Annotated in this window: 10 protein-coding genes; 1 reads left to right on the plus strand and 9 read right to left on the minus strand. The window is 55.8% G+C overall.

All coding sequences use genetic code 11. The features are described 5' to 3' along the window. Positions 1–45: 45 nt before the first annotated feature. The 3 genes from FGF54_RS13310 to htpX all read right to left on the minus strand — a co-directional run bounded on the left by FGF54_RS13310 (position 46) and on the right by htpX (position 4186). Positions 46–1713: a heparinase II/III family protein gene (locus FGF54_RS13310; protein WP_168208137.1), complete on the minus strand. Its 1668-nt coding sequence runs from the start codon at positions 1711–1713 to the stop codon at positions 46–48. A gap of 125 nt (positions 1714–1838) precedes the next feature. Continuing rightward, positions 1839–3224 carry an RsmB/NOP family class I SAM-dependent RNA methyltransferase gene (locus FGF54_RS13315; protein ID WP_142779915.1) on the minus strand — a complete coding sequence of 462 codons (1386 nt, stop codon included), beginning with the start codon at positions 3222–3224 and terminating at the stop codon, positions 1839–1841. Then, on the minus strand, positions 3221–4186 hold the full coding sequence (gene htpX, locus FGF54_RS13320; protein WP_142779916.1) for a zinc metalloprotease HtpX: 966 nt from the start codon (positions 4184–4186) through the stop codon (positions 3221–3223). Before htpX ends, FGF54_RS13315 begins: the two co-directional genes overlap by 4 nt. Positions 4187–4302: 116 nt before the next feature. Between htpX and FGF54_RS13325 the strand changes: the two genes are divergently transcribed. After that, positions 4303–4515, plus strand: a complete 213-nt coding sequence (locus tag FGF54_RS13325; protein WP_142779917.1) for a DUF1674 domain-containing protein — start codon at positions 4303–4305, stop codon at positions 4513–4515. Positions 4516–4576: 61 nt separating this feature from the next. Here FGF54_RS13325 and FGF54_RS13330 read toward each other — a convergent pair whose 3' ends face one another. The 6 genes from FGF54_RS13330 to rho all read right to left on the minus strand — a co-directional run bounded on the left by FGF54_RS13330 (position 4577) and on the right by rho (position 11562). Beyond that, positions 4577–5458: a ParB/RepB/Spo0J family partition protein gene (locus tag FGF54_RS13330; RefSeq protein ID WP_003505321.1), complete on the minus strand. Its 882-nt coding sequence runs from the start codon at positions 5456–5458 to the stop codon at positions 4577–4579. A 30-nt stretch (positions 5459–5488) separates the two neighbouring features. Continuing rightward, positions 5489–6283 carry a ParA family protein gene (locus FGF54_RS13335; protein ID WP_003521142.1) on the minus strand — a complete coding sequence of 265 codons (795 nt, stop codon included), beginning with the start codon at positions 6281–6283 and terminating at the stop codon, positions 5489–5491. Positions 6284–6302: 19 nt separating this feature from the next. Then, complete coding sequence (rsmG, locus tag FGF54_RS13340) at positions 6303–6920, minus strand: 16S rRNA (guanine(527)-N(7))-methyltransferase RsmG (RefSeq protein ID WP_142779918.1); 618 nt, start codon at positions 6918–6920, stop codon at positions 6303–6305. Positions 6921–6931: 11 nt separating this feature from the next. After that, positions 6932–8815 (minus strand): tRNA uridine-5-carboxymethylaminomethyl(34) synthesis enzyme MnmG, encoded by a 1884-nt coding sequence (mnmG, locus tag FGF54_RS13345; RefSeq protein ID WP_142779919.1) that lies wholly within the window; start codon positions 8813–8815, stop codon positions 6932–6934. A gap of 63 nt (positions 8816–8878) precedes the next feature. Next, complete coding sequence (gene mnmE / locus FGF54_RS13350; RefSeq protein WP_168208097.1) at positions 8879–10210, minus strand: tRNA uridine-5-carboxymethylaminomethyl(34) synthesis GTPase MnmE; 1332 nt, start codon at positions 10208–10210, stop codon at positions 8879–8881. An 86-nt stretch (positions 10211–10296) separates the two neighbouring features. Beyond that, entirely contained in the window at positions 10297–11562 is a 1266-nt protein-coding gene (gene rho, locus FGF54_RS13355; protein WP_004444236.1) for a transcription termination factor Rho, read from the minus strand. Positions 11563–11585: the final 23 nt, after the last annotated feature.

Consider the following 11585-nt stretch of genomic DNA (forward strand, 5'->3'; position numbering starts at 1 on the left):
CGGTGAAAACTATGGTGGTTTTTGATCGGCACCGCCGGAAATTGTCTAGGCCTGGCGTTCGATGAGCCAGCGGATTTCCCGCGTATTTGCGAGATTGAAGGGGAGCTCGATCTGCTGCGACGGGCGCATACCGGATGCATCAGCCATGAAGACATCCTCGGTGACGAAAAGCTCCAGCCCGGGTGCGGAAAACAGCCATACGGTTCCATCCGCTGCCTCCAGATAGACCGACTCCTCATCCCGCTGGTGTATCTGAATGTGGGGATGAATATGGAAACGTGAAACCGCCGTGACCGACTGCAATTGCGTTTTTACCGCACTCGCATCGGCTCGAAGTAGATCCCTACCCTTTATCTTGGTGCCGGCTGCATTCAATTCTATTTCCCGCTCATGGTAGCAGCCGAAATTCTGCAAATAGCCGTCATGAGACGCCCACAGGATGTCATTGCCGCTTGCATCCGTTCCACGCCGGCTGTCGACGTGGCTGACGCCTGACACCATGATCGGACCAAGCAGCCGCGAGCGCGACAGTCTACAGGATGATGTATCCGCAAGCGTGACGGTGGAATGCGCCGCCGTGGAACGGCTGGCCCGCTGATATTCCGGCGCGGCGTTGCGCGGAAAGCCCGAATTGACGATGAAGCGGTTCTTGCCGCAGGACATTTCGAAAGACAGGCAACCCGAATGGGCATTGCGCGAAAGCTCCGCCGAGCCGGGATACCCTGTATCGACGATGATGACCGTATCGTCCGTCGCAAGCCGGTGATAGTTCACGTCCGGCAGGACCTTGGAGGGCCGGCCGGCCGTTTCGTCATAACGCAGCACGGAAACAAGCTCATTGGCGAGCGTCGCCGTGGCGCCGTTGAACAGCGCGAGATCGCCACCCTGATGCCGGAAGAACCGGATCGCCGGGAACATGCGGTCTATCGCCGGCACCAGACCGGAGGGCAGATCATGGCCGAGATTGATATAACTTTGCCGAAGCGGCAGGAGATCAAGCAGCAGGTCCAGCATGACGCGTGGATTACGGGAAACATGCCCGCCATCGGGCAGAATCTGGCGTTCCATTTCCTGAGCCAGCTTCATTCCATTCCGCGTGATCCGCGAAAGGCGCGTTGGCATGGCGATGGAAGCCATGGCCAAGGCAATCCTGATCCTCAGCCGCGCTTCGCCATCGGGCGCGTGTCTGACGATTCTTTCGAGATAACGGACATGAAAGGCGAGGCTTTTCAGGAACCGGCGATAAAAGCCGGCATCGGCCTCGTATAAAACCACGGGAGAGTGCGAAAGCCAGGCAATCAGCCTTTGTGCGGCGATTTCCGGCGACCAGGCAGTGCCTGCAAGCCGCTTGCCATGAAGCACCATCCATTCCGCAACGATGCGGCGCGCCCGTTTGCAGGCCTCGCTCGATTTATCGGAGCGAATATGCCGTAGCCAACTGAATGCATGCAGCCGTTCTTCAAAAACCGCTGAGGGATATTCCACCTGGAATGGCGAAGCTCCGCCGGTTTCGACGACACGCCCCGCCAGTGCGATGCGGCCCCGCAACAGTTCCTCGGCGAAATAGGGATCGATGGCTCTGAGATCGGTCGGCGCCGCCACCAGACCGTCTGGCGCACGAGTGGCAAATCGCGACATATGCAGGCGCAAAGGGGTGAGGCCGACACACAGACGACGATACGCCATCCGCGACAGAAGACCGGCGGCATTCATGCTGCCTGCAAAGGACCCTAACAAGCTGTGTTTCCCGTTTCACATGTTTTGTTTTTATCAGTGAACCGCGACGACCGGAACGTTTTCGATAAATATCTAATGATTCGCGAAAGCTTGGCTTTTTTCTACTTCTTACGCAAGACACTGCTAAAAAACCCATCGACGCCGCCGAACATGTCCGGTGTCGTGCGAAGATCGCCATTGGGACTGATGGCCGCTTCCATTCCGGGCCAATCCTCGCGGCGGACGGCAACACGTTCCACGCCGGGATTTTCCGCCAGAACCTCGGCAATCATCGCTTCTCCTTCGGAAGGATCGAGCGAGCAATTGGAGAACACCACGAGGCCGCCTGGGCCAACAAGGGTCAGCGCATGCCGCAGCATCTGGCCCTGGAGGGCAGCGAGTTTGGCAATATCGTTCTCATCCTTGGTCCAGCAGACATCGGGATGTTTGCGAAGTGTCCCGGTGGAAGAACAGGGGGCATCGAGGAGGACCGCGTCAAAGAGCTGTTCCGGCTGGTACTTCAGCATATTGGCCTCCACCGTTTCGGCACGGAGGCCTAGCCGGTCGAGATTTTCCCTGAGACGACGAAGACGGTTACCGGACTGATCCAGCGCCGTCACATTGGCGCCCGCCAGTGCAAGCTGCGCGGTCTTGCCGCCCGGAGCAGCACAGAGATCTGCGACACGTTTGCCCGCGATGTTACCCATAAGCCGAACCGGCATGCTGGCAGCGAGATCCTGCACCCACCACGCACCTTCAGCGAAGCCTTCGAGCGATGGGATCTGCCCCTCGAATTCACCCAGACGCACGCTGCCATTCGGCATGAGCGTACCGCCCAGTTTTTCCGCCCAGAGAGCGGGATCAACCTTGATCGTCAGATCAATCGAGGAGGGTGTCAGCTGCGCCTCCGAAATCCTTTGCGCAACCTCATTGCCGTAAGCGGAAACAAGCCGCGCATGGAACCAGTCCGGCAATACCGGAACGCCGGCGACAGCCTTCTCGATATCCGCTTTTTCACGCCCGAGCCGTCGGAGAACGGCGTTCACCAGCTTGACGAAACGCCGGTTGCGCGGATCCCGGTGAGCCTGCTCCACGGCGAGATCGACAGCGGAATGATCCGGCACATCGAGGTAAAGCATCTGCGCCGCACCGACGACAAGAACGTGATGCAACGATCTCGCGCCCTGCGGCAACGGCCCATCAAGCAGCATCGACAATGCCGTTTCAATCCGGGGGAGGTGGCGAAGCGCGCTATTGACGATGGCTCTCACCAGCGCCCGGTCCGCAAGCGACAGGGCTCGATAGACGGGATTGCCGTTTTCGCTATCGAGCATCCCATCCAGCGAGGTCTTCTTTTCCAGAACGGCCGCCAGAATGCGGGTGGCGGCAATGCGCGCGGCGAGACCCGGCTTGTCCTGGAAAGACGAAGGGCCGTCTTCACGGCCCCTCCCATTTGCCGGTCTCGGTTTTCTGGACCGCGCCGGCTTATTCTGAATATCGGATGTCAAGACCACGGCCCCTTGCGCTCGTTTTCATTGCCTCGTCCCCAGCCTGTTTTGGGAACGGAGCCTGATTTGCGCAGAGGTCTATCACCCGATGGCGGCGGCGTCGATCCTTGCGGGGAAAACTCCTGCGCCATCGCATGCAGCGCGGCCACGCGGTTTTCCGTATTCGGGTGCGTGGAGAAGAGATTGTCCATGCGCTCGCCAGAAAGCGGATTGATGATGAACATATGCGCCGTTGCCGGGTTGCGCTCGGCATCGTCATTGTGAATGCGCTGCGCCATGCCCGAAATCTTCTGCAAGGCGGAAGCAAGCCAGAGCGGGTTGCCGCAGATTTCCGCACCGCGCCGGTCGGCGGAATATTCCCGTGTGCGGCTGATCGCCATCTGCACCAGCATCGCTGCCAGCGGCGCCACGATCATCGCGACCAGCACGCCGATAAAGCCGAGCGGGTTATTGTTGTTCTCCCGGTTACCGCCGAAGAAGAAGGCAAAGTTGCCGAGCATGGAGATGGCGCCCGCCAGCGTGGCGGTGATTGTCATGGTCAGCGTATCCCGGTTCTGCACATGCGCAAGCTCATGCGCCATGACACCGGCCACTTCCTCGGGCGTCAGACGCTCCAGCAGGCCTGTCGAAGCGGCAACAGCAGCGTTCTGAGGATTCCGCCCGGTCGCGAAGGCATTGGGTTGCGGGCTATCGTAAATATAGACCTTCGGCATTGGCAGACCGGCATTTTGCGACAGGTCGCGGATCATGTGAAAAAATTCGGGCGCATTCGCCTCATCGATCTCCCGCGCATGATAGGCGGAGAGAACCATCTTGTCAGAGTTCCAGTAGGAAAAAATATTCATACCGGCTGCGATGACCAGGGCGATCATCATGCCGCCCTTGCCGCCGATCAGAAAACCGACACCCATGAACAATGCGGTCATGAAGGCCAGAAGCATTGCCGTGCGCATCATGTTCATCCGTTAAACTCTCCTTGTCACTCACCGGGAATATTCCGGGGTTTATAAAGCCCCTCGGATTATATAATCTGGTAAGCGGCAAACGTATTTCAATATCCCGTCATAGGGAGGATTTCATGCAGAATGCGGATAATGACAACTCCACAGACAGTGGCGAGGAAAGTGTAAAGCGACTTTCGCCGGCGGCGCAGCGAGCGTTGAAAGAAGCGGAAGAACGGCGCAAGCAACAGGCCGATCTCCAGTTGCCGCCGGAAACCGGCGGCCGCGGCGGCGCGGAACCCGTGCGTTTCGGCGATTACGAAATAAAGGGCCGGGCCATCGACTTTTGAACGCCGTAAATAAAAATACCCGCCAAAGGCGGGTATTTTATATTTTAAAACAAATAGTTACTTATTTCTGCTCCAGAAGCCGGCATACCGCTTCAAGCTGTTCCAATGTCCGATAACCGATACGGATTTGCCCCGATCCGCCCTTGTGGCTGATCTTCACATCCAGCCCGAGAGCATCGGACAAGCTGCGTTCGAGCGCGATCGTATCAGAATCCTTTTCCGCCGCAGGTCGCTTCTCCGCAACATCGCCCTGCGATTTGATATCATTCTGCGCCAGGCGCTCGGCATCACGCACCGAAAGTCCCTTGGATACGATTGTTTTCGCGAGCGTCGCCGGATCGGAAGTGGAAACAAGCGCGCGGGCATGACCTGCGGAGAGCGAACCATCCGCCAGCATATCCCGTACCGGATCGGGAAGCTTCAAAAGCCGCAGGCTGTTGGCAACGTGGCTTCGGCTCTTGCCGATGATTTCGCCGAGATCATTCTGCGTATAGCCGTGTTCGGCGATCAGCTGCTCATACCCCATCGCTTCTTCGAGCGGATTGAGGTCGGAACGCTGTACGTTTTCGACAATCGCCAGTTCCAGCGCCGTGCGGTCATCCACATCGCGAACGATGACGGGAACATCGGTGAAGCCCGCCAGCTGCGCCGCACGCCAGCGTCTTTCACCCGCAATAATCTCGTATCGGTTGACTCCAACCGTTCTTACGACCACAGGCTGAACTATTCCATGCTGACGAATGGAGGCGGCAAGATCCTGCAGCTCATTCTCATCGAAATGACGCCGCGGGTTTCTCTGGCTGCGAGCGATGAATTCGATGGGAATGGTACGATCGGCGTTAACAGCGCGCTGAGGCTCACCCACCGGCACAGGCTGGTCCATTTCTCCGATCAATGCGGCAAGACCGCGCCCCAGCCGACGCTTGGAAAGATCATCACTCATAAGATATTACTCCATACATTCCGGCAAACGTCAGGCGGCTTTACGCAGACGCTCTCTCTGAATTACTTCGGACGCCAGTTGCAGATAGGCCTGGCTGCCGGCACATTTCAGATCATAGAGAATTGCCGGTTTACCATAGGACGGCGCTTCGGAAACACGCACATTGCGTGGAATGAGCGTGTGGTAAACCTTTTCGCCCAGATGCGTGCGCACATCCGAAACAACCTGCTGTGCAAGATTATTTCGCGCATCGAACATTGTAAGAACAATGCCCTGTATATCAAGCTGTGGGTTCACCGATCCACGAATCTGACTGACCGTATCCAGCAACTGGCTAAGGCCCTCCAGTGCAAAGAACTCGCATTGCAGCGGCACGAGCACGGAATGTGCGGCCGTCATGGCATTCATGGTCAAAAGATTAAAAGAGGGGGGGCAGTCGACGAGAATATAGGAATAGCCTCTGGCTTCCTGCGTCTCCATAGCCGCACGCAACAGGAAAACGCGGTTGGAAACATTCGCGACCTGCATTTCGAAACCCAGCAAATCCATCGTGGAGGGTACGATGTCGAGATTGGGAACGGCGGTGGGAACAGCAACTTCCGCAACCCCATGATCTCCTACCAGAAGATCATAGGACGAAAGCTTGCGCTCCTTGCGGTCGATTCCAAGTCCGGTACTCGCATTACCCTGCGGGTCCAGATCCACGATCAGCACGCGCTCACCAATAGCCGCCAGCGCGGTAGCCAGATTGATGGCGGTTGTTGTTTTACCAACGCCGCCTTTCTGGTTTGCAACTGCGATAATCCGGTTTTTTTCCAAAGTCATGCCGCACCTGGCCAGCTCATCAGCACCTCAAAGCGAGGTTGCTGATTTCAAGAACAACAGAATCTGCCTCAATGGCACTCTGATGTTTTACCAGATCAAACTCCCAGCGACCATGTGCTTTCTGCACTTCAGAATCATAATCCCGGCCTTTATTAAAATAGGCCTTGAGATTCGGGTTATTCTGCGCCCAAGGATGGATATAATCGAAAAGCAGATCCAGTTCGGCGAGTGCTCGCGCTGAAACAGCGTCGCAATTTTTGATGATTTCCGGTGCTGTTTCGATCCTGACGGGGTGGACTGCACCTCTTGCACCGGTTTCCTTCAGTGCAATTCGCAAGAATGCCGCTTTTTTATTATTGCTTTCGACCAGATCAATCCAACCGTCGCCAAGCTCCGCTAGAAAAATCGCGGTGACGACACCGGGGAATCCGCCACCGCTTCCAAGATCAATCCACTTTTTTGGCTGAGGGGAGAGCTGGAATATTTGCGCACTGTCGGCCACATGCCGGTTCCAGAGCTCGGCGAGAGTGGACGGCGCTACCAGATTTGTGGTTCTGTTCCACTTCTTAAAAAGCTCGACAAAATGTTCGAGCCTTTCCTGTGTTTCACGTGAAACACTCTGGCCGTTTATCTTCATAATCCGACTCGCTATTGGTGCATGCGTAATTTTTCACTTCGCGTTACGGAATCCTTCCGCAGAAGTGCGAGCAGCAGCGATATCGCAGCCGGCGTCATGCCGTCAACACGAGCAGCCTGGGCAATATTCTCAGGACGGGCTTTTTCCAGCTTTTGTTTAAGCTCATTGGAAAGGCCGGACAGACTCTTAAAATCAAAATCATCCGGGATCTTTCTGTCTTCGTCCCGCTTGATATCGACGATATCAGCGCTCTGTCTCTGCATATAGACCGCATAACTCGCCTCGATCTGCAAGACCTCTGCAACTTTTCCGTCAAGAGTACCCAATTCCGGCCAATGTTCGGTAAGGACTTCGAGAGTCATATCCGGATAGGCCAGCAATTCATAAACGGACCGGCGTTGACCGTCCTGATTAAGTTTCAACCCCTGCTTCGCCGCCTGGGAAGGGCTGATGGAAATAGCCTTCATCAGTTCTCGACCGCGATCCAGATCGGAAATGAAATTTGCGAAGCGTTCCTGCCGCTCGCGGCCGACAATGCCAGCCATCTGGCCAACTGGTGTAAGCCGCAGATCCGCATTGTCCACGCGCAGCGAAAGACGATATTCCGCTCTGGACGTAAACATGCGATAGGGCTCGCTGACACCTTTCGATGTCAAGTCATCAATCATGACGCCGATATAAGACTCGGTTCGGCTAAAATAGACCGGATCAGCATCGCCCGCATAAAGCGATGCATTCAAGCCGGCAACGAGACCCTGAGCGCCAGCTTCTTCATAACCCGTCGTGCCATTAATCTGGCCGGCCAGAAACAATCCCGGAATCTTGCGGCATTCCAGCGATGGCTTCAGCTCGCGCGGATCGACATAGTCATATTCGATCGCGTAACCCGGCTGCAGGATCGTCACCTGTTCAAGGCCCGGTATCGTCCGGATAAATTGCTCCTGAACGGAAGCGGGAAGGGACGTCGATATGCCGTTTGGGTAAATGGTGTGATCGTCGAGACCTTCCGGCTCGAGAAATATCTGATGACCATCCCGTTCACCAAAACGGGTGATCTTATCCTCAATCGACGGGCAATAACGCGGACCGACCCCTTCGATCTGTCCCGAATACATCGCCGACAGATGAATATTGTCCTGAATGATCTTATGCCCAGCCGGAGTGGTACGAGTTACACCACATTCTATTTGCGGATTGAGAATACGATCCGTCATGAAGGAAAAAGGGACAGGATCCTCATCGGCAGCCTGTCTATCCACCGCATTCCAGTCAATCGTGCGTCCGTCCAGTCGGGCAGGGGTGCCCGTTTTCAGGCGACCCATAACGAGACCCAGCCGCGAGAGCGTGTCCGACAGGCCAACAGACGGCATTTCTCCCACACGCCCCGCCGGAATCTTTTCGGAACCGATATGAATGAGACCACGCAGGAAGGTGCCGCTCGTCAGCACGATCGCGCCACAAGGAATCCGGCTACCGTTCTTCATGATAACGGCTGCGACGCGATCGTCGGCCATCTCAATATCGAAAGCATCGCCTTCAATAATGGTCAGGTTTTCAATCGCATCAATCTCACGCTGCATGGCTTCGCGGTAAAGCCGCCGGTCGGCTTGTGTGCGGGGACCACGGACGGCTGGCCCCTTTTTACGGTTGAGCATGCGGAATTGGATGCCCGCTGCATCGGCAACCCGACCCATCAAACCATCCAGCGCATCGATTTCCCGAACGAGGTGTCCCTTTCCCAGACCGCCAATGGCGGGATTGCAGGACATGACGCCAATCGTCTCACGTTTGTGGGTAACAAGGGCGGTTTTTGCACCATGCCTTGCAGAAGCGGCCGCGGCTTCACTGCCCGCGTGACCACCACCAATAACAACGACATCGAATGACTGGTGCATATCCTTGCGCCCTGTTCTCTCAGCATCAACATCACCGCCTCGGCCGCCGATGTTTCACGTGAATCATTTTCCTATGCAGAATTCCGAGAAGATCACGCCTAGCAAATCTTCCACATCAACGCGGCCGGTGATCCGTCCGAGCGATGTCGCCGCGAGTCTTAAATATTCTGACCTTATCGCAAGGTCCAGGGTCTCGGAATCGAGCGCATCACTAACATAGTTCAGCGTCTCTTCAAGTCGTTTTTTATGCCTGGCGCGCGCGGGAACCAAAGTCTGGCCGGCGCCGACGCGTTTTTCTATCTCCCGCTTCAGCATCGAACGCAGTTCGTTCAAACCTATCCCTTCTTTGGCTGAGATAGACAAATCAAATCCATCATCCAAGATAGGGGAATGAAGCGCTGTTTTCGTTCTAACTCGCAAATAGCTCTGGTTCTTGAATGATTCGAGAGATTGTTTCGGAGACGAATCCTTATCCTGCAGCAGCAGAATGAGATCTGCTGTTTCTGCTGTCAGAACCGCGCGCCTTACACCTTCAAGCTCCACAACATCCTGTGTTTCCCGTATTCCTGCCGTATCGAATATCCGGACGAGATATCCTTCCAGATTGATGTCAACGCTCAAGACATCTCTCGTGGTGCCGGCAATATCGGTAACGATAGCAACATCGCGGCCGCTAAGGGCGTTCAAAAGAGTGGATTTGCCTGCATTCGGTTCACCGACGAGGGCGACCTTGAACCCGTCGCGAATGATTTCTCCGCTTTCGCCACCCTGGAGATGATCGCCGATTTCCTTTTTGAGAAGCGCCATGGCTTCCCAAACCTGAGCCGCCACGGAATCCGGAACATCCTCCTCGTCGGCAAAATCCAGTTCCGCTTCGATGAGAGCGCGAGCGCGTGTCAGCTGGCTGGCCCAGCCGTCATAGAGTGCCGACAATTTGCCAGTACTCTGTTCCACCGCCAACCGCCGCTGCATTTCCGTTTCAGCCTGCAACAAATCGGCGAGACCTTCGACCTCAAGGAGATCCATCTTCCCATTCTCGAAGGCTCTACGAGAGAATTCACCGGCATCGGCGGGCCGAAGTCCCTCAAGATTTTCCAGTTCGGCAAAAATCGAAGCCAGGACTGCGCGACTGCCATGGCTATGAATTTCAACACAATGCTCACCCGTGAAAGAGTTTGGAGCTGGAAAGGCGATTACCAGCGCCTGGTCGATGATCTCGTCGTTTCGATTCCGAATCGAGCAAAGCGTCGCCTTTCGTGGTGAAGGAAGTTCCAGGCCCGTCAACATCTCCAGGGCATAGAAAGCCCTCGGGCCGCTGATCCTGAGAACAGCCACACCCGCCGGCAGGGCACCGCTGGAAAGCGCATAGATCGTATCGGCGGAAGCTGGCATCATTCACCTCGGTCTAAAACAGTCAAGCCGCATCCGAATAAACGGATACGGCTTTAAAGCTCTTATGATGAATCCGGCTAAAGTTCGGATCAGGTATTCATCGATTCGAAGAAATCCGAATTGTTCTTGGTCTGCTTCAGCTTGTCGATCAGGAACTCGATGGCGTCCATCGTACCCATCGGCGCGAGAATACGGCGAAGAACGAAAATCTTCTGCAGATCCTGACGCGGCACCAGCAGGTCTTCCTTACGCGTACCGGATTTCAGAATATCCAGTGCCGGGAAGATGCGCTTGTCGGCGACCTTGCGGTCGAGCACGATTTCCGAGTTACCGGTACCCTTGAATTCTTCGAAGATGACTTCATCCATACGGCTGCCGGTATCGATCAGCGCGGTCGCGATAATAGTGAGCGAACCGCCTTCTTCGATATTACGAGCAGCACCGAAGAAACGCTTCGGGCGCTGCAGCGCGTTGGCATCCACACCACCCGTCAGAACCTTGCCGGAGGAGGGAACAACCGTGTTGTAGGCACGGCCGAGGCGCGTGATGGAATCGAGCAGGATGACGACGTCACGACCATGTTCGACCAGGCGCTTCGCCTTTTCGATCACCATTTCGGCGACCTGCACGTGACGAACGGCCGGTTCGTCGAAGGTGGAAGACACAACCTCGCCCTTCACGGAACGCTGCATGTCGGTCACTTCTTCAGGACGCTCATCGATCAGGAGAACGATCAGGTAGCATTCCGGATGATTTGCCGTGATGGAATGGGCGATGTTCTGCAACAGAACGGTCTTACCGGTGCGCGGTGGCGCGACGATCAATCCGCGTTGACCCTTGCCGAGTGGCGCGACGAGATCGATCACACGCGACGACAAATCCTTCGAGGTCGGAACATCCAGTTCCATCTTGAAGCGCTCATTCGGATAAAGCGGCGTCAAATTGTCGAAGTGAACCTTGTGGCGGATCTTTTCCGGATCGTCGAAATTGATCGTATTGACCTTGAGAAGCGCGAAATAACGTTCGCCTTCCTTGGGGCCGCGGATCGGGCCTTCGACTGTATCGCCGGTCTTCAACGAGAAGCGGCGGATCTGCGAGGGCGAGATATAGATATCGTCCGGACCGGGCAGATAGTTTGCATTTGCGGATCGCAGGAACCCGAAACCGTCCTGCAGGACTTCAACGACGCCCTCGCCGATGATTTCGATGTCCTGGCTCGCGAGAACCTTGAGGATTGCGAACATGAGCTCCTGCTTGCGCATGGTGCTCGCATTTTCAACTTCCAGGGATTCGGCAAAAGTCAGCAAGTCGGTAGGCGATTTGCTCTTAAGTTCCTGAAGCTTCATTTCAGCCATGAAGAGAAGACCGTTTGATAATG

It is taken from the genome of Agrobacterium sp. T29 (genome assembly GCF_006970545.1).
Taxonomy (GTDB): Bacteria; Pseudomonadota; Alphaproteobacteria; order Rhizobiales; family Rhizobiaceae; genus Agrobacterium; species Agrobacterium leguminum.

What these genes read in the sequence shown, in the direction of transcription:
- FGF54_RS13310 (WP_168208137.1), bottom strand. Translation starts at nt 1,713, where the DNA reads ATGAATGCCGCCGGTCTTCTGTCGCGGATGGCGTATCGTCGTCTGTGT.
- htpX (WP_142779916.1), bottom strand. Translation starts at nt 4,186, where the DNA reads ATGAACATGATGCGCACGGCAATGCTTCTGGCCTTCATGACCGCATTG.
- FGF54_RS13325 (WP_142779917.1), top strand. Translation starts at nt 4,303, where the DNA reads ATGCAGAATGCGGATAATGACAACTCCACAGACAGTGGCGAGGAAAGT.
- FGF54_RS13330 (WP_003505321.1), bottom strand. Translation starts at nt 5,458, where the DNA reads ATGAGTGATGATCTTTCCAAGCGTCGGCTGGGGCGCGGTCTTGCCGCA.
- FGF54_RS13335 (WP_003521142.1), bottom strand. Translation starts at nt 6,283, where the DNA reads ATGACTTTGGAAAAAAACCGGATTATCGCAGTTGCAAACCAGAAAGGC.
- rsmG (WP_142779918.1), bottom strand. Translation starts at nt 6,920, where the DNA reads ATGAAGATAAACGGCCAGAGTGTTTCACGTGAAACACAGGAAAGGCTC.
- mnmG (WP_142779919.1), bottom strand. Translation starts at nt 8,815, where the DNA reads ATGCACCAGTCATTCGATGTCGTTGTTATTGGTGGTGGTCACGCGGGC.
- mnmE (WP_168208097.1), bottom strand. Translation starts at nt 10,210, where the DNA reads ATGATGCCAGCTTCCGCCGATACGATCTATGCGCTTTCCAGCGGTGCC.
- rho (WP_004444236.1), bottom strand. Translation starts at nt 11,562, where the DNA reads ATGGCTGAAATGAAGCTTCAGGAACTTAAGAGCAAATCGCCTACCGAC.